General features: G+C 45.0%; 16 protein-coding genes. All 16 read left to right on the top strand.

All coding sequences use genetic code 11. The features are described 5' to 3' along the window. Window positions 1-9: 9 nt before the first annotated feature. The 16 genes from pyrH (at window position 10) to tilS (ending at window position 19,058) form a co-directional block, all read left to right on the top strand. Entirely contained in the window at window positions 10-741 is a 732-nt protein-coding gene (pyrH, locus tag OCV50_RS10760; protein WP_032551701.1) for a UMP kinase, read from the top strand. Window positions 742-831: 90 nt separating this feature from the next. Further along, window positions 832-1,389 carry a ribosome recycling factor gene (frr, locus tag OCV50_RS10755; protein ID WP_032551765.1) on the top strand — a complete coding sequence of 186 codons (558 nt, stop codon included), beginning with the start codon at window positions 832-834 and terminating at the stop codon, window positions 1,387-1,389. A 97-nt stretch (window positions 1,390-1,486) separates the two neighbouring features. Beyond that, on the top strand, window positions 1,487-2,239 hold the full coding sequence (locus tag OCV50_RS10750; RefSeq protein WP_261903033.1) for an isoprenyl transferase: 753 nt from the start codon (window positions 1,487-1,489) through the stop codon (window positions 2,237-2,239). A 15-nt stretch (window positions 2,240-2,254) separates the two neighbouring features. Beyond that, window positions 2,255-3,097 (top strand): phosphatidate cytidylyltransferase, encoded by an 843-nt coding sequence (locus tag OCV50_RS10745; protein ID WP_261903032.1) that lies wholly within the window; start codon window positions 2,255-2,257, stop codon window positions 3,095-3,097. 53 nt (window positions 3,098-3,150) lie between these two features. After that, window positions 3,151-4,359: a 1-deoxy-D-xylulose-5-phosphate reductoisomerase gene (gene ispC / locus OCV50_RS10740; protein ID WP_261903031.1), complete on the top strand. Its 1,209-nt coding sequence runs from the start codon at window positions 3,151-3,153 to the stop codon at window positions 4,357-4,359. Beyond that, window positions 4,356-5,714 (top strand): sigma E protease regulator RseP, encoded by a 1,359-nt coding sequence (rseP, locus tag OCV50_RS10735; protein ID WP_261903030.1) that lies wholly within the window; start codon window positions 4,356-4,358, stop codon window positions 5,712-5,714. The genes ispC and rseP overlap by 4 nt, the downstream gene beginning before the upstream one ends. 48 nt (window positions 5,715-5,762) lie before the next feature. Beyond that, entirely contained in the window at window positions 5,763-8,168 is a 2,406-nt protein-coding gene (bamA, locus tag OCV50_RS10730) for an outer membrane protein assembly factor BamA (RefSeq protein WP_261903029.1), read from the top strand. A gap of 27 nt (window positions 8,169-8,195) precedes the next feature. Next, window positions 8,196-8,696, top strand: coding sequence for an OmpH family outer membrane protein (locus OCV50_RS10725; protein ID WP_032551707.1), 501 nt, complete (start codon window positions 8,196-8,198; stop codon window positions 8,694-8,696). 5 nt (window positions 8,697-8,701) lie between these two features. Then, window positions 8,702-9,733, top strand: coding sequence for a UDP-3-O-(3-hydroxymyristoyl)glucosamine N-acyltransferase (gene lpxD / locus OCV50_RS10720; protein ID WP_261903028.1), 1,032 nt, complete (start codon window positions 8,702-8,704; stop codon window positions 9,731-9,733). Window positions 9,734-9,827: 94 nt separating this feature from the next. Next, window positions 9,828-10,280, top strand: coding sequence for a 3-hydroxyacyl-ACP dehydratase FabZ (gene fabZ / locus OCV50_RS10715; RefSeq protein WP_032551709.1), 453 nt, complete (start codon window positions 9,828-9,830; stop codon window positions 10,278-10,280). 1 nt (window position 10,281) lies between these two features. Further along, window positions 10,282-11,070 (top strand): acyl-ACP--UDP-N-acetylglucosamine O-acyltransferase, encoded by a 789-nt coding sequence (lpxA, locus tag OCV50_RS10710; protein WP_261903027.1) that lies wholly within the window; start codon window positions 10,282-10,284, stop codon window positions 11,068-11,070. A 123-nt stretch (window positions 11,071-11,193) separates the two neighbouring features. Beyond that, a complete protein-coding gene (gene lpxB / locus OCV50_RS10705) occupies window positions 11,194-12,390 on the top strand; it encodes a lipid-A-disaccharide synthase (protein ID WP_261903026.1) in 1,197 nt (398 codons plus the stop codon). 27 nt (window positions 12,391-12,417) lie between these two features. Next, window positions 12,418-13,038 carry a ribonuclease HII gene (gene rnhB / locus OCV50_RS10700; RefSeq protein WP_150869122.1) on the top strand — a complete coding sequence of 207 codons (621 nt, stop codon included), beginning with the start codon at window positions 12,418-12,420 and terminating at the stop codon, window positions 13,036-13,038. 79 nt (window positions 13,039-13,117) lie between these two features. Continuing rightward, the gene (dnaE, locus tag OCV50_RS10695) at window positions 13,118-16,597 is read left to right on the top strand and encodes a DNA polymerase III subunit alpha (protein ID WP_261903025.1); all 3,480 of its coding nucleotides are present in this window, start codon (window positions 13,118-13,120) and stop codon (window positions 16,595-16,597) included. A 45-nt stretch (window positions 16,598-16,642) separates the two neighbouring features. Continuing rightward, complete coding sequence (accA, locus tag OCV50_RS10690; RefSeq protein ID WP_032551713.1) at window positions 16,643-17,602, top strand: acetyl-CoA carboxylase carboxyl transferase subunit alpha; 960 nt, start codon at window positions 16,643-16,645, stop codon at window positions 17,600-17,602. A gap of 121 nt (window positions 17,603-17,723) precedes the next feature. Further along, window positions 17,724-19,058, top strand: a complete 1,335-nt coding sequence (tilS, locus tag OCV50_RS10685; RefSeq protein WP_261903024.1) for a tRNA lysidine(34) synthetase TilS — start codon at window positions 17,724-17,726, stop codon at window positions 19,056-19,058. The last annotated feature ends 55 nt before the right edge of the window (window positions 19,059-19,113 follow it).

Below are 19,113 nucleotides of genomic sequence, written 5' to 3'. Positions count from 1 at the left end.
GTAAACTCCATGACTACGAACCCTAAACCAGCGTATCAACGTATTCTGTTAAAACTTAGCGGTGAAGCGCTACAAGGCGAAGAAGGTTTTGGTATTGACCCAACGATCCTTGATCGTATGGCTCAAGAAGTAAAAGAATTGGTTGAACTAGGTGTTCAAGTAGGTGTTGTAATCGGTGGTGGTAACCTTTTCCGCGGTGCAGGTCTTGCTGAAGCAGGCATGAACCGCGTTGTAGGCGACCACATGGGTATGCTAGCAACAGTAATGAACGGCCTAGCTATGCGTGATGCTCTGCACCGCGCTTACGTTAATGCACGTGTAATGTCTGCTATCCCTCTGAAGGGCGTGTGTGACGACTACAACTGGGCTGATGCGATTTCTCAACTTCGTCAAGGTCGTGTTGTTATCTTCTCTGCTGGTACAGGTAACCCGTTCTTCACTACAGATTCTGCTGCATGTCTACGCGGTATCGAGATTGAAGCTGACGTTGTTCTAAAAGCAACAAAAGTAGATGGTGTATTTACGGCTGACCCAGTAGCCAACCCAGACGCAGAGCTGTATGATACTTTGTCTTACAACACAGTTCTTGAGAAAGAGCTAAAAGTAATGGACTTGGCTGCATTTACGCTAGCACGTGATCACAAAATGCCAATCCGCGTATTTAACATGAACAAGCCAGGCGCACTACGTCGCGTGGTTATGGGTGAGACTGAAGGTACATTAATCAGCGAAACTGAATAATGACCCTCTCGCCAAGGTATTGCCTTGGCGAGTTTATTTTCATCACTCCTAAAAGCTTTCTTGAAGAAAGAACATAATCAAGGTGAAATTGTGATTAACGAAATCAAAAAAGACGCTCAAGAGCGCATGGAAAAAAGTGTTGAAGCACTAAGAAATAGCCTGCAAAAAATCCGTACAGGTCGTGCGCACCCAAGCCTACTATCTGGCATCTCTGTAGAGTACTACGGTGCACCAACGCCTCTAACTCAAGTTGCTAACGTTATTGCTGAAGACGCGCGTACTCTAGCAATCACAGTGTTTGATAAAACACTAACGCCGCTAGTTGAAAAAGCGATCATGACTTCTGACCTAGGCCTAAACCCTATGTCTGCGGGTACGGTTATCCGTGTTCCACTTCCACCGCTAACGGAAGAGCGTCGTAAAGACCTAGTTAAAATCGTTCGTGGCGAAGCTGAAGGTGGCCGTGTTGCTATCCGTAACATCCGTCGTGACGCAAACAGCGACCTAAAAGCACTTCTTAAAGATAAAGAAATCTCTGAAGACGAAGATCGCAAAGCACAAGACGAAATTCAAAAGCTAACTGACGCTGCGGTTAAGAACGTAGACGAAGTTCTAGCAACTAAAGAAAAAGAGTTGATGGAAGTTTAATTTTCCATATTCTTCTCTGTTGGAAAAACGCTGTTCTCACCGTTCAGCGTTTTTTTATGCTACTCTATCCGACTATTAGAATTTGATTCACTCTTTTATGCATAATTCTCAAGCGTTCACAGACTCTCTCCCAAAGCACATTGCTATCATCATGGATGGTAATGGCCGCTGGGCTAAGGCTCAGGGTAAACCTCGCGTATTTGGCCATAAAAATGGCGTTCAGGCGGTTCGTAAAACCATCTCATCTTCTGCAAGACTCGGTATTAAAGCCGTGACGTTGTTTGCTTTCAGTAGTGAAAACTGGCGTCGACCAGAGGAAGAAGTGGGTGTCCTTATGGAGCTTTTTATTACTGTACTCGCTAGCGAGGTTAAAAAGCTGCATAAGAATAATCTACAGTTGCGTGTTATTGGTGACAAAAGTCGTTTCAACGAGCGACTACAAAAGAAAATTGCAGAAGCGGAAGCTTTAACCAGTAACAACACAGGCATGGTTGTTAACATTGCGGCTAACTACGGCGGTAAATGGGATATTCAACAAGCGGTTAAGTCGATTGCAACCCAAGTGAAAGAGGGCGATCTTAGCATTGATGATATCGATGAGCCGTTGATTACTTCACACCTCACTATGTCTGATATTCCAGAAGTGGATCTGCTTATTCGCACCAGTGGTGAGTGCCGTATTAGTAACTTTATGCTATGGCAGCTTGCCTATGCAGAAATGTATTTCACAGAACAGTACTGGCCTGACTTTAACGAAGATAGCTTGGTTGAAGCGGTAACATGGTTTGTCAATCGAGAGCGTCGATTTGGCTGTACTGGTGAGCAAATCAAAGCAATGATGGACAGCTAATAAGGATTTTTTAGTTTGAAACAACGAATTATAACTGCGCTGATCTTGGCTCCTCTGGTTATTCTTGGCATTTTCGAGTTATCACTAGCAACCTTCATTTTATCACTGTTTGTGATTACCCTTTTAGGTTACTGGGAGTGGACTCAGTTTGTAGAGAGCAAGTCACGTTACTTGGCTCTTGTACCAACTGTGGCCATTAGTGTCGCAAGCTTGGCGTTAATCCCATTTGATGCGTTTAGCTTAAACCACCTATCAAGCGCGCACTTTGCAGTGTTAGCGATTGGCTCTCTATGGTGGGTTATCGCGAGTGGTTTAGCGGTGACCTATCCTAAATCGACCTCAGCATGGCAAGGTTCTACTCTACTGAGACATTGTTTCGGTATTTTAACACTACTCCCGTTTTTTTGGAGTGTAGTGATTCTGAGAGCTAATGGTATCGATCAAGACCCGTACCATGGAGCTAAGCTGGTTATGTTTGTCTGCTTACTTGTATGGGCGGCGGATAGCGGTGCTTACTTTGCTGGAAAGAGTTTTGGTAAACGTAAAATGGCACCTGCGGTTAGTCCAAACAAAACCATTGAAGGTTTGATTGGCGGTATCATCACAGCGCTGATTGTCGCTTGGATTTTTGCGGGGCTATTTGATATTCAATTTACTAGCCCGATCCAAATGATAGCGATCACCTTAATCACTGTGGTGATCTCTGTCCTGGGTGACCTCGTTGAAAGTATGTTCAAGCGAGTTTCTGGTATTAAAGACAGCAGTAACCTAATTCCGGGTCATGGTGGAATACTGGACCGAATTGACAGTTTAACCGCTGCCTTCCCTGTCTTTGCTCTGCTTTACTTAGCATTCTAAATTATAAGGGCAGAGCTATCTGCCCTTTGTTTTATTCCTACGGTCTAAATGAGATGCGAAATCTAACTATCCTTGGCGCAACAGGCTCAATCGGTGCAAGCACCTTAAGAGTCGTTGAACAGAACCCTACTCAATACAATATTGTGGCACTAGCGGCGGGTTCTAATGTAGAAAAAATGCGGGCACTAGTGAACAAATGGCAGCCAGAGTATGTTGCTATGGCGTGTTCTCAAGCCGCTGCAGAGCTAGAGCGTCAGCTTCAAAATGACTCTGTCTCGACGGTGGTTTTAAGTGGTAATGATGGTTTGTGCCAGGTTGCGGCTTTAGACAGTGTTGATACAGTGATGGCCGCTATCGTAGGTGCTGCAGGCTTGTTACCGACTATGTCTGCAGTGAAGGCGGGTAAGCGTATTTTACTTGCTAACAAAGAAGCCTTGGTGATGTCAGGTCAGTTGTTTATCGATGCCGTTGAGAAATATGGTGCTGAGTTGCTCCCTGTCGATAGTGAACATAACGCTATCTTCCAATGTTTGCCTCAAAACGTACAAACTAATTTGGGTCGCTGTGATTTAGAAGCGAATGGCATTAACCATATCCTTTTAACTGGCTCAGGCGGCCCATTCCGTTACACAGATGTGGCTGAACTGGCGTCGGTTACCCCACAAAAAGCGATTGCACACCCTAACTGGTCTATGGGGCCTAAGATCTCTGTCGATTCTGCGACCATGATGAATAAAGGTCTTGAATATATTGAAGCTAAATGGCTGTTCAATGCATCTCAAGATCAACTTAAGGTGATCATTCATCCGCAGTCTGTGATTCACTCTATGGTTCAATACAAAGACGGTTCTGTGTTGGCGCAAATGGGCGAGCCTGATATGGCAACACCTATTGCATTGACGATGTCTTACCCTGAACGTATCGAGGCGGGTGTTAAGCCCCTTGATTTCACCAAAGTGGGTGAACTGACTTTCCTAGAACCCGATTATGCACGCTATCCATGTTTAAAACTGGCTATCGAAGCTTGTTACCTTGGACAACATGCGACAACGGCGATTAATGCAGCCAACGAAGTCGCAGTAGACGCATTCTTAAATGAAAAAGTGAAATTCACAGACATTGCCTTAATTAACGAACACGTTATGAACAAAGTCTGTGAACAACATACGTCTGAAAGTCTAGATAGCTTGGAAAGCTTGTTAGAGCTAGATACTATGTCACGAAACCTTGCCGTTCAGTTTATTGAAGAGCAGTTGTTATGAGTGGAATTTTATGGAACTTCGTATCCTTCATCGTTGCGTTAGGGATACTGGTCGCAGTTCATGAGTTTGGCCACTTTTGGGTCGCTCGTCGTTGCGGCGTAAAAGTTGAAAAGTTTTCGATTGGTTTTGGTAAATCAATCTGGAGCAAAGTCGGCAAAGACGGTACTGAGTATAGTTTGTCGATAATCCCTCTTGGTGGCTACGTTAAAATGCTTGACGGTCGAGTCGATGACGTCACCGAAGAGCAGCAACAATATGCTTTTGATAAGAAACCTTTGTGGAAGCGAACGGCGATTGTGGGTGCTGGTCCAGCGTTTAACTTCTTGTTCGCCATCTTTGCGTATTGGTTAGTCTTTTTGATTGGTGTGCCTGCCGTAAAGCCTGTAATTGGTGAGGTTGCTCCGCAATCTATTGCTGCTCAAGCAGGAATTGAATCTGGAATGGAACTTAAATCTATTTCAGGAATCAAAACCGCTGATTGGGAATCTGTGAACATCGGTCTGATCTCACATATTGGTGATGACAGCATGACGGTGACTGTAACTTCTCAAGACAACATTGGTCTAGAACAGAAGTTGACTCTCGATCTGACTCAATGGTCTTTTGACCCTGAAACCGAATCGGCCATGTCGACTTTAGGTTTCAAGCCATTTTCTCCTGAGATCTCAACAACGCTTGCTCAGGTTATGGAAGACGGCGCTGCTTATTCAGCAGGCTTTGAAGTCGGTGATCACATTGTCAGTATTGATGGTGTAGAGATTCGTGATTGGCCGATGGTGGTTGAAGCTATTCGCTCAAACCCGGATCAAGCATTGAGTGTTGCTGTTGACCGCAATGGTTACCAAACTGAGCTGACATTAACACCAAAATCTCGTGAGCTATCGGACGGTAGTTCAATTGGTTATGCTGGTATTGCTCCAGAAGTCGCAGAATGGCCGGAAGACTATCGCTTTGAACTTCAATTTGGTGTATTTGAAGCTGTAGGAAAGGCGATTGATAAAACAGGTCAGATCATTGACCTCACACTGACGATGCTTAAGAAGCTTATCGTGGGTGATGTAGGGTTGAACAATCTAAGTGGCCCAATCTCGATTGCTAAAGGTGCCGGCACCACAGCAGATTATGGCTTGGTTTACTTTTTAGGTTTCTTAGCTCTTATTAGTGTGAACTTAGGCATTATAAATTTAGTACCACTGCCTATGTTAGATGGTGGTCATTTGCTCTTTTTCGCTATTGAGGCCATTACTCGTAAACCTGTACCCGAAAAGGTACAAGAAATGGGTTACCGAGTGGGCAGTGCGATTATCTTCTCACTGATGGCTCTAGCAATATTTAACGACTTTACTCGTCTGTGAATGGTTCGTCACAGGCTTTGGTAGTAGCAAGGAATAATTAGAATAAGTATGGCGATTAAGCAAATTCTGTTCGCAAGTCTATTGGCCACAAGCGTGGCTGCGAATGGAGCAGAAAACTTCGTAGTTCAAGATATTAAGATTGAAGGTTTACAGCGCGTAGCATTAGGTGCTGCTCTCTTGAAAATGCCAGTACGTATTGGCGACCAAGTAGATGAAAGCGATGTATCTGAGATCATTCGTGCGCTTTACGCATCAGGCAACTTTGAGAACGTAAAAGTATTACGTGATGAAGGTGTATTGATTGTTCAAGTGAAAGAGCGTCCAACAATCGCTAGTATCTCTTTTTCTGGCAACAAAGCGATTAAAGAAGAGCAGCTTCAACAGAACCTAGATGCATCTGGTGTGCGTGAAGGTGAAGCTCTTGACCGCACGACGCTAAGCAACATTGAAAAAGGCTTAGAAGACTTTTACTACAGCGTGGGTAAATACAACGCAACAGTAAAAGCTGTCGTTACTCCACTTCCTCGTAACCGTTCAGACCTTAAGTTTGTCTTTACTGAAGGTGTGTCAGCGAAGATTCAGCAGATCAACTTTATCGGTAATGAAGTCTACAGTGATGAAGAGTTACTGAGTCGCTTTAATCTAAATGTTGATGTTGCATGGTGGAACTTCTTAGCAGACGAAAAGTATCAGAAGCAAGTGCTTGCGGGTGATATTGAAGCTCTGAAATCATATTACCTTGACCGTGGTTACTTAAAGTTCCAAGTTGATTCTACTCAAGTATCTATCTCACCAGATAAGAAAGGTGTGTACATCACGCTTGGCCTTGATGAGGGCCTGCCTTATAAGGTGAAAGACGTTAAGTTCCGTGGTGAGCTTATTGGTCGTGAGGCTGACTTTGAAGCGTTAGTGCCGTTTGAAGAGGGCGATACTTATAACGGTTCTGCGGTTACCTCTCTAGAAGAGAACGTTAAGCGTATCTTGGGTGAATCTGGCTATGCCTACCCACAAGTACGCACGATTCCTGAATTCGACGATGAGACTCAAGAAGTTTCTTTGGTGATTAACGTTGAAGCGGGGAGTCGAATCTACGTACGCGATATCCGTTTTACGGGTAACAACTCAACCAAAGACGAAGTACTACGCCGTGAAATGCGTCAAATGGAAGGCAGCTGGCTCAACTCTAAGTCCATCGACACGGGTAAGAGTCGCTTGAATCGTTTGGGCTTCTTCGAAACGGTTGATGTTCAGACGGTACGTGTACCAGGCACGGAAGACCAAGTAGATTTGGTTTACAACGTGAAAGAAGCGAACTCGGGCAGCATCAACTTTGGTGTCGGCTACGGTACTGAGTCGGGTGTAAGTTTCCAAGTTGGCCTTCAGCAAGATAACTTTGCAGGTTCTGGTAATCGTGTTGGCGTAAGCGCTATGATGAACGACTATCAAAAGAATGTGAGCTTGGACTATCGTGACCCATACTGGAATCTAGATGGTGTGAGTTTAGGTGGCAAGATCTTCTACAACGAGTTCGAAGCATCGGAAGCAGGTATTGTTGACTATACTAATGAAAGCTATGGAACCAGTCTGACATGGGGTTTTCCTGTGGATGAGTTGAATCGTATCGAGTTTGGTGTCGGCTATACTCACAACAAGATTGGTAACGTTCCTGGTTATGTTCAAGTCGAGCAATTTGCCAAAAGTATCAATCAGTATGGTGACGAAAACATCCTAACGGATGACTTCGACATTAATATCTCGTGGACGCGTAATAACTTGAACCGTGGTTTTTTCCCGACGGCGGGTAACCACCAACGTGCTTTCTACAAAATGACGGTACCAGGTTCAGATGTTAAGTATTTCAAAGCGCAGTATGATGTAAAACATTACATCCCACTGACCAAAAAGCATGAGTTTACGCTATTGATGCGTGGCCGTTTAGGCTATGGTAATGGTTATGGTCAGACGGATGGTAATGATAACTTGTTCCCATTCTACGAGAACTATTATGCAGGTGGTTTCACCACACTACGTGGCTTTGGGTCTAACTCAGCAGGTCCTAAAGCTGTTTACTCCGAGAGCCCATTTAATAATCCTAAATATACTAGTGCAACCGATGATTCGGTTGGTGGTAATGCTGTAGCATTAGCGAGTTTGGAGTTGATCGTACCTACACCATTTGCTTCAGACGAAGCACGCAGTCAGATCCGAACCAGTGTGTTCTTTGATATGGCAAGTGTATGGGATACCGAGTTTGTCGATAGGGGAGCTCCTGATAGTGGCTCTAAATACTATTATGATTACTCAGATCCAACGAACTATCGTTCTTCATACGGTGCAGCCCTACAGTGGATGTCGCCAATGGGACCACTGGTTTTCTCTCTAGCGAAACCAATTAAAATTTACGAAGGTGATGATGAAGAGTTCTTCACATTCACCATTGGTAGAACTTTCTAATACTTAAAGGACAATATTTTGAAAAAAATGATGAAAGCAGCAGGTCTAGGCCTTATCGTTCTTAGCTCTTCTTTCTTTGCAACGGCGGCAGAAGCGGCACAGAAAATTGGCTACGTGAACACTGCACAAGTATTCCAGGCTCTACCTCAGCGTGAAGTTGTTCTTCAAAAAATGCAGGAAGAGTTCAAAGACAAGGCGGCTGAACTGCAAAGCATTCAAGCGGAAGCTCAAACTAAGATTGAAAAGCTAAAGCGTGATGGCGAGCTTCTTGGTCCAGAAGAAGTTGAAAAACTACGTATTGAAGTTGGTCAACTAGACAGCAAGTACAAGATCAAAGCACAAGCTCTTGAGAAAGCGAGCCAGCGTCGTGAAGCTCAAGAGAAACAGAAGCTATTCAAAGTGATTCAAGAAGCGGTAGAAAAAGTAGCTGAGAAAGAAGGCTACGACATGATCGTAGACATCTCTACGCTTCAATACGCAAAACCTGAATACAATATCTCTGAGAAAGTAATCAAATCACTGAAATAAGCTCTATGAAGAATCTGACTTTAGCCGAATTGGCAGAAATTACCGGGGGTGAGTTACATGGTGAAGGCAATATTGTTGTCTCTGCCGTGGCTCCAATGGATAAGGCACAAGAAGGGGATGTAACCTTCCTTTCAAATGCAAAATACAGCAAGCACTTAGCTGAATGTAAAGCGTCTGCTGTGATGGTAAAAGAGAGTGAACGCGAGCTGTGTACGACTCACGTTATCGTAGTCGATGACCCTTACGTTGCGTTTGCTAAGGTGGCACAAGCTCTTGATACTACTCCTGAACCGGCTTCGGCTATCGCAGATTCTGCAGTGATTGCTGAGTCCGCTGTCTTAGGTAAGAACGTATCGATTGGCGCGAATGCTGTGATTGAATCTGGCGTTGAGCTAGGCGATAACGTGGTAATTGGCGCGGGTTGTTTCATTGGTAAAAATGCGAAGATTGGCTTAGGCACTAAACTGTGGGCGAATGTAAGTATTTATCATGAAGTTGTACTAGGCGAAGCGTGTTTGGTTCAATCAAGCACTGTGATTGGCTCTGACGGCTTTGGTTACGCGAATGAAAGAGGTGAATGGATCAAGATTCCTCAAGTCGGTACGGTTCGAATTGGTAACCGTGTTGAAATCGGCGCGTGTACGACGATTGACCGCGGAGCTCTTGATGACACTGTTATTGAAGATAACGTCATCCTTGATAACCAGATGCAAATCGCTCATAACGTTCACATCGGATATGGTTCAGCTCTAGCGGGTGGTACTATCATTGCTGGCAGCACAACGATAGGTAAATACTGTATTATTGGTGGTGGTAGCGTGATCAATGGCCATATTGAGATCGCAGATGGTGTAACGATTACCGGAATGGGTATGGTTATGCGTAGCATCACTGAGAAAGGTATGTACTCTTCAGGTATTCCTTTACAGCCAAATAAAGAGTGGCGTAAAACGGCAACGCGCGTACATCGCATTGATGAGATGAACAAGCGTCTGAAAACTGTTGAAAAACTTATCGAGAAGGGCTCGGAATCATAATTCCAGCATTTCTAATTAAAAGGCTCGCGTCATGCGGGTCTTTTTCGTTTATAATCCCTTTAATTGACTAAAGAATACAAATAGGAATACGACTTTGACTACTGAACAGAAAACGATGAACATTACTGAAATTCAGGAACTACTACCTCATCGCTACCCATTCCTAATGATCGACCGTGTGACTCACTTTGAAGAAGAGAAAACACTGACAGCGATTAAGAATGTCTCTGTGAACGAGCCTCAGTTTACTGGCCACTTTCCACAACTTCCGGTATTCCCAGGTGTGTTGATTCTTGAAGCAATGGCTCAAGCAACAGGTCTGCTTGCATTTAAATCGTTTGGTGCGCCATCAGAGAATGAGCTGTACTACTTTGCAAGTGTTGATAAAGCGAAGTTCCGCAAGCCAGTAGTACCTGGTGATCAGCTTGTTATTGAAGTGGAATTCCTTAAAGAGCGCCGTGGCATCGCATCATTCAATGGTGTAGCAAAAGTGGACGGTGAAGTAGTATGTTCAGCTGAACTAAAATGTGCTCGTAGAGAGTTTTAATATGATCCATGAAACAGCAAACATTCACCCAGCAGCGGTAATAGAAGGTGAGGTGACCATTGGTGCAAATGTATCTGTGGGCCCATTCACTTACATTTCTGGCAACGTAACGATTGGTGAAGGCACTGAAGTTATGTCGCACGTTGTGATCAAAGGTCACACGACAATCGGTAAAGATAACCGAATCTTCCCGCATGCTGTGATTGGTGAAGAGAATCAAGATAAGAAGTACGGTGGTGAAGACACGACTGTAGTTATTGGTGATCGCAACGTTATTCGTGAAGCGGTTCAAATCCACCGTGGTACGGTTCAAGATAAAGCAACGACCGTGATTGGTGATGACAATCTACTGTGTGTAAACGCTCACGTAGCGCACGACGTCATTGTTGGAAATCACACTCACATCGGTAACAACGCCATTCTAGGTGGCCATGTTACTGTTGGTGACTACGCTGGTGTTATGGCGCTATCTGCGATTCACCCATTCTGTTCAATTGGCGCTTACGCATACATTGGTGGTTGTTCAGCGGTAGTACAAGATGTGCTTCCATATGTTCTTGCACAAGGCAACCATGCTGCACCGTTTGGTTTGAACCTTGTTGGCCTGAAGCGCAATGGTTTCGAGAAGTCTGAGATTCGTGCACTACAAAAAGCGTACAAAGAAATCTACCGTTCAGGTAAAACGCTAGACGAAGCAAAAGAAACATTGGTAGAGATGGCGACTGAATTCCCATCGATTAACCCAATGCTTGAGATGCTTGAAAGCTCTGAGCGTGGAATTATCCGATAGTAAAATGACAGGGTGAATGTTGCTGATGTGTTTATTCATAGTTTCATTAACCCATTAACAAAAAGATCGCTCTCAAATTAGCGATCTTTTTTGTTTTAAGCCGTAAGGAATCAGGAAAGGTTTATGTCAGTAGAAACGATGCAATCAAACCATACCCAAACACCTTCAGAAAGACCGCTACGCGTTGGTATTGTCGTTGGGGAACTCTCTGGTGATACGCTTGGTGAGGGCTTCATTAAAGCGATTCAAGCTCAATATCCTAATGCGGAGTTCGTTGGTATTGGCGGTCCAAAAATGAAGGCTCTGGGCTGCGAATCTCTGTTTGAAATGGAAGAGCTTGCGGTTATGGGGTTGGTGGAAGTTCTTGGAAGACTACCTCGATTGCTGAAGGTTAAAGCAGAGTTAGTAAAGTACTTCACAAACAATCCACCTGACGTATTTATTGGCATTGACGCCCCCGATTTCAACTTACGTCTAGAGCTCGACCTGAAGAATGCCGGCATCAAAACGGTTCACTATGTCAGTCCTTCAGTGTGGGCTTGGCGCCCGAAACGTATCTTCAAGATAGATAAAGCGACAGATCTAGTACTGGCTTTTCTTCCATTTGAAAAAGCGTTTTATGATAAATATAACGTCGCATGTGAGTTTGTTGGACACACGTTAGCTGATGCGATTCCACTAGAGCCCAATCAGGCAGAGGCGCGTGAACTTCTCGGTTTAGAGCAAGACAAACAATGGTTAGCGGTGCTTCCTGGTAGCCGTGGCGGTGAAATGAAGTTGATTGCTCAACCATTTATTGAGACTTGCCAGCGCATCCATAAGAAGTACCCAGATATCGGCTTTGTTGTCGCAGCGGTTAATGAGACTCGCAAACAACAATTTACCGAGATCTGGAAAGCGACAGCACCAGAGCTGGATTTTGTGATTGTGCAAGATACTGCGCGTAATGTGATAACTGCCGCTGACTCTGTGTTGCTCGCTTCAGGTACGGTTGCACTGGAATGTATGCTTCTAAAACGTCCTATGGTCGTCGGCTATAAAGTTAATAAACTCACGGGTTACATTGTTAAAAAGCTAGCGATTACCGAGTTTGTGTCGTTGCCTAACATTCTTGCTGGCGAGGAGATCGTTAAAGAGCACATTTTGGAAGAGTGTGACCCTGATTTTCTGTTCCCGTCGGTCGATGCCATGCTCTCTCGTGACAATTCTGTTTTAATCGAGCGCTTTACCGAGATGCACCATTGGATCCGCAAAGATGCAGATAAACAAGCCGCACACCAAGTATTGAAGCTGATTGGCTGGCCAACGCAAGAACAATAACCAATATTAAATGCCCAAGAGAACACTATGGCTGTAAAAGATAAAAAAGAACTTCCTCCTTTTGAGTATCCAGCAGGCTACCAATTATTTGCTGGGGTTGATGAGGTGGGGCGCGGACCTTTGGTTGGTGATGTAGTAACAGCTGCGGTGATTCTCGACCCTAATAATCCCATTGAAGGGCTCAATGATTCCAAGAAGCTATCAGAAAAGAAACGCCTTGCTTTGCTGCCAGAGATTAAAGAAAAAGCACTGGCTTGGTCGGTAGGACGTTGCTCCCCTCAGGAAATTGATGAGTTAAATATTCTTCAAGCGACGATGGTTGCTATGCAGCGTGCTATTGCTGGCTTAAGCGTACAACCTGATATGGCGCTGATAGATGGAAATCGAGTACCTGATTTACCAATGGCTGGCCAAGCTGTTGTGAAAGGTGATTTGCGCGTTGCCGAAATCAGTGCAGCTTCGATCATTGCTAAGGTGGTGAGAGATCAAGAGATGGAAGAGCTCGATAAGCTGCATCCTGAATTTGGATTCGCCAAACACAAAGGTTACCCAACCAAAGCGCACTTTGAAGCCATTGAAAAACATGGTGTTACTGAGCACTACCGTAAGAGTTTCAAACCTGTTAAACGCATTTTAGGGCTTGATTAATAGTCGCGTTAGCTAGCAGAAACTCATAGAATTAAAAAAGTTGTTACCCCTAGGCCTAGCCTAGATATCAGGAAGAAGAATGTCAGATCCTAAATTCGTCCACCTTCGTGTTCATAGTGACTTTTCCATGGTCGATGGACTCTCCAAAGTACCGCCGTTGGTGAAAAAAGTCGCTGAGATGGGCATGCCTGCGATGGCGCTTACCGACTTTACCAACCTGTGTGGTCTGGTGAAGTTTTATGGCACGGCCCATGGCTGTGGTGTAAAGCCTATTATTGGTGCAGACTTCCTGATGCAATCTCCCGAGTTTGGCGAAGAACTCACTCGTTTGACTGTGCTCGCAACCGATAACAAGGGTTACAACAATCTCACTCTGTTGATATCGAAAGCCTACCTACGTGGTCACGTTCAACACCACCCAGTGATTGATAAAGAGTGGCTGATTGAGAATGCGGAAGGCTTGATCATTTTATCCGGTGCGAAAGATGGCGAGATTGGTAAAGCACTACTAAAGGGCAATCAAGCTCTTGTTGATAGCAGTGTTGCTTTCTACAAAGAACACTTTGCCGATCGTTTCTATCTTGAACTGGTTCGTACTGGTCGCCCTGATGAAGAGTCTTACTTGCACTTTGCTTTGGAGTTAGCCGAGCGTGCAGAACTTCCAGTTGTGGCGACTAACGAAGTGGTCTTTATCTCAGAAGACCTCTTTGAAGCGCATGAGATTCGAGTTGCGATTCACGATGGCTACACACTAGAAGATCCGCGACGTCCAAAGAACTACAGCGAGCAGCAGTACCTTCGTAGTGAAGAAGAGATGTGTGAGTTGTTCTCAGACATTCCAGAAGCGCTGGAAAATAGTGTGGAAATCGCTAAACGTTGTAATGTAACGGTTCGTTTAGGGGAATATTTCCTGCCAAACTTCCCAACTGAAGGTCTGGCGATTGAAGACTTCCTGATCAAAAAGTCTGAAGAGGGTCTTGAGCGTCGTCTTGCATTCCTTTTCCCTGATGAACAGGTACGTGCTGAGCGCAGACCTGAGTATGACGACCGTTTAAAAATCGAACTTGAAGTAATCAATAACATGGGGTTCCCAGGTTACTTCTTGATCGTAATGGAGTTCATCCAGTGGTCTAAAGATAATGATGTTCCGGTAGGTCCTGGGCGTGGTTCGGGTGCGGGTTCATTGGTGGCGTACGCACTGGATATCACTGACCTTGATCCACTCGAATACGATCTACTTTTCGAACGTTTCTTGAATCCAGAGCGTGTCTCCATGCCCGATTTCGATATCGATTTCTGTATGGATAAACGTGACCAAGTTATTGATCACGTTGCGGAAATGTATGGCCGTGATGCGGTATCTCAGATCATCACCTTTGGTACAATGGCGGCGAAAGCGGTAATTCGAGACGTAGGGCGTGTACTAGGTCACCCGTTTGGCTTCGTTGACCGTATCTCTAAGTTAGTTCCGCCTGACCCAGGTATGACCCTAGAGAAAGCCTTTAAAGCAGAACCCGCATTGCCAGAGTTGTATGATGGGGATGAGGAAGTTCGTGAGCTGATTGATAAGTGTCGTATCCTCGAAGGCTGTACTCGTAATGCCGGTAAACACGCGGGTGGTGTTGTAATCTCTCCAACGACGATTACTGATTTTGCACCGATCTATGCAGATGCCGAGGGTAACTTCCCAGTAACTCAGTTTGATAAGAACGACGTAGAAACCGCTGGTCTAGTTAAGTTTGACTTCTTAGGTCTGCGTACGCTGACTATTATCGACTGGGCACTAGGGCTAGTGAACCCAAGATTAGAGCGTGAAGGCAAAGATCCCGTTCGTATCGAATCGATTCCGTTAGATGACCAAGCGTCGTTCAATTTATTGCAAAATTCAGAAACCACCGCGGTATTCCAGCTGGAATCGCGTGGTATGAAAGATCTGATCAAACGTCTCCAACCTGACTGTTTTGAAGATATTATCGCATTGGTAGCCCTGTTCCGTCCGGGCCCACTGCAATCGGGCATGGTAGATAACTTTATCGACCGTAAACACGGCCGAGAAGCCATCTCATACCCAGATGAAACATGGCAACATGAATCGTTAAAAGAAACGCTTGAGCCAACCTATGGCATTATCTTGTATCAAGAGCAGGTAATGCAGATTGCCCAAATCCTAGCTGGTTATACTCTAGGTGGCGCGGATATGTTGCGTCGTGCGATGGGTAAGAAAAAGCCAGAAGAGATGGCGAAGCAGCGTGGTACCTTTAAAGAGGGTGCTGAAGCCAACGGGGTTGATGGCGAATTGGCCATGAAAATCTTCGACTTGGTAGAGAAGTTTGCAGGCTACGGCTTTAACAAATCTCACTCTGCTGCCTACGCTTTGGTTTCTTACCAAACCCTTTGGCTGAAAACGCACTATCCTGCTGAATTTATGGCTGCGGTAATGACGGCGGATATGGATAACACTGAGAAGGTCATCGGCCTTGTGGATGAGTGTTTCCGTATGAAGCTGAAGCTATTGCCACCAGACATCAACTCAGGTCTATACCGCTTTAATGTGGATGAAGATGGCGCTATCGTTTATGGCATCGGTGCCATTAAAGGGGTCGGTGAAGGTCCGATTGAGGCGATCATCGAAGCCAGAAATAAGGGCGGGTATTTTAAAGACCTGTTTGATTTCTGTGCTCGTATCGACCTCAAGAAGGTCAATAAGCGTGTTATTGAAAAGCTCATTATGTCGGGTGCACTTGATCGCTTGGGTCCACACCGTGCGGCAATGATGGCCTCGCTTAACGATGCGGTGAAAGCGGCGAGCCAACACCACCATGCAGAGTCGTTCGGTCAATCGGATATGTTTGGTGTGCTGACCGATGCGCCGGAAGAGGTTGAACAGAAATATACTCAGGTGCCTAAGTGGCCTGAGAAGGTATGGCTAGAGGGTGAAAGAGAAACTTTAGGTTTGTATCTAACAGGACACCCTGTTAATGCCTACATTAAAGAGCTCGCGAAATACACCAGCTGTCGTTTGAAAGATGCCACACCTACGCGTCGTGATCAGTCATTAACGATTGCAGGCTTAGTGATTGCAGCTCGAGTGATGACCACGAAGCGTGGTACGCGAATCGGTTTGATGACACTTGATGACCGTTCGGGTCGAATGGAAGTGATGTTGTTCTCAGATGCGCTCGAACGCTACGCAGAATTGCTCGAAAAAGACAAAATTGTGGTCGTTTCTGGACAGGTCAGCTTTGATGACTTCAATGGTGGGCTTAAAATGTCCGCGCGCGAGGTCATGGACTTAGGAAGCGCCCGAGAAAAATATGCTCGTGGATTATCGATTTCTATCGATCAATCACAAATTAATGGTCAATTTTTTGAGCGTTTTAGCCAAATCTTAGAACCATATAGAGCCGGAACGGTCCCAGTCAATGTATACTACCAGCGTGCCGACGCTAGAGCGCGGTTAACATTGGGCACAGAATGGCGCGTGACGCCAAGTGATACATTACTAGATGAATTAAAACAGCTACTTGGAAATAGCCAAGTAGAACTCGAATTTAACTAAAATTCAGCTCTTGCTAATGGGAGCTGAGTCAACAAGGATTCATAGATGAGCCTGAACTTTCTAGAATTTGAAAAGCCTATCGCTGAACTTGAAGCAAAAATTGAAGCGCTACGTGACGTTTCTCGTCACGGTGGTGATGCTGCGGTAGATCTAGACAAAGAAATTGAACAACTAGAGAAAAAAAGCTTAGAGCTTAAACAGAAAATCTTTAGTGACTTAGGTGCATGGCAAGTGGCTCAACTTGCTCGTCACCCACAGCGTCCTTACACGCTAGACTACCTAGAGAACGTGTTCACTGAATTTGAAGAGCTAGCGGGTGACCGTGCTTACGCTGACGACAAAGCGATCGTTGGTGGTATGGCTCGTCTAAATGGTCGTCCAGTTATGGTTATTGGTCACCAAAAAGGTCGTGAGACTAAAGAGAAAGTAATCCGTAACTTTGGTATGCCAAAGCCAGAAGGTTATCGTAAGGCGCTTCGCCTAATGGAAACGGCTGAGCGTTTCAACATGCCAATCATTACTTTCATCGATACTGCAGGTGCATACCCAGGTGTTGGTGCAGAAGAGCGTGGTCAATCTGAAGCGATCGCGAAAAACCTTAAAGTAATGGCAGGTCTAACAGTTCCTGTTATCTGTAACGTTGTTGGTGAAGGCGGTTCTGGTGGTGCACTCGCGATTGGTGTTGGTGACTACGTGAACATGCTTCAATACTCAACATACTCAGTTATCTCTCCAGAGGGCTGTGCGTCAATCCTATGGCGCGATTCAGACAAAGCACCACAAGCTGCAGAAGCGATGGGCCTAATTGCACCTCGTCTAAAAGAGCTTGAGCTGATTGATGAGATCATCCCTGAGCCACTAGGTGGTGCTCACCGTGATCCAATCCAAATGGCTGAGAACATGAAAGCAACGCTAGTTAAACAACTAGAAGAGCTAGAGCAGTTTGACAACGACACACTACTAGAGCGTCGTTACCAGCGTCTAATGAGCTACGGTTACTGCTAATTAGGCGATGACTGTTTAGTTATCACACTTATTTAGACGTGATAAGAGATAGTGAAAGGGTTGGACTCAGTGCCAACCCTTTTTTATTATTGTTACATTACTCTTAACTGCCAAAATTCTAATGTCCCATCTATATCAGGCGTTCTCATCCGCTCTTGAGTCTCACTTATCTTCTATAAACCGAATTGTTATCGCATTCAGTGGTGGAGTTGATTCACGTGTGTTACTGGAATTGGCTGCTCGTTATAGTAGAGAGCAAGGTGTTGATTGTATTGCTGTCCATGTTCATCACGGCTTGAGTAGTAATGCCGATGATTGGGCTGAGCAATGCCATCAGTGGTGTTTGGAGTTAGGTGTAACACTCTATGTCGAGCGAGTTTCTTTAGATACTTCTGGCAGTGAAAGTCTAGAAAAGCTAGCTCGAGATGCTCGTTATGGAGCGCTGAAAACACACCTACACAAAGGTAATGTATTACTTACAGGTCAACATCAGGACGATCAACTAGAGACGTTTCTTCTCGCCTTGAAACGAGGCAGTGGCCCGAAAGGTTTGTCATCCATGGCAAAAGTTATGTCTATTGGCGAGGCGACGTTGATACGTCCCTTAATTGGCTCTTCTCGACAAGAGATTGAAGCGTATGCCAAACACAACGGACTGACATGGGTTGAAGATGAAAGTAATCAAGACCAGCGCTTCGACCGAAATTTTATTCGCCATGAAGTCACACCTAAGCTGGTGGAACGCTGGCCTTCTTTCCCGGAATCAGTGGCTCGCAGCGCTCAATTGTGCGCTGAGCAAGAGTTACTGCTAGATGAGCTGATTGCCCCTAAATTAGATCAAGCCCTTGGTTTGCATAACAGCTTGAAGATTGAAAGCGTATTGGATTGCTCGAGCTTAATGCGCGCACGGTTATTGAGAATGTGGTTGTCGAAAAGTGGCCTAACTATGCCGAGTCAGAAACAGTTGGCGTTGTTGTGGAGTGAAGTGGCTTGTGCGCAGCAAGATGCGAACCCAGTGTTAGTGCTGGGTGATGCAGAAGTGCGTCGCTTTGATAACAGACTGTTTATTGTCGAATCCCAACCATCACTAGAAGCTTGGCAAGCTGAGATACAATTGGGGCAGTCTCTGGAATTGCCTGACCAACTAGGTTTCCTCTCACTGCGAGCTAGTAGTGGTGTGGTCTCGAAAGGTAGTGAAGACTCACTAAAACTATCTCTATCTAATACTACTAATCCATTAAAAGTGATATTTAACCCAGAAGGCCTAGTCGCTCATCCTGTGGGGCGTGGGCATAGCCGGAAAATGAAAAAGTTATTCCAAGAATACAAGATACCGAGTTGGTTGCGTCGTAGGACTCCGATCCTCATGGATGGCGAGAACGTAGTGGCAGTGATGGGGCTTTTTGTAGATAAGCGTTATCAAGGCCAAGATTGTGAAGCCGTCTGGAGCAAGTAAAACAACTTTGTGGCACAATTTGGACGCACTTATATCAATAATAATCAATGGAATA

This window comes from Vibrio fortis, from assembly GCF_024347475.1.
In the GTDB taxonomy this organism is placed as follows: Bacteria; Pseudomonadota; Gammaproteobacteria; order Enterobacterales; family Vibrionaceae; genus Vibrio; species Vibrio fortis.
The sequence above is the reverse complement of the archived record's forward strand: the minus strand, read 5'-3'. Positions and strand labels throughout refer to the sequence as shown.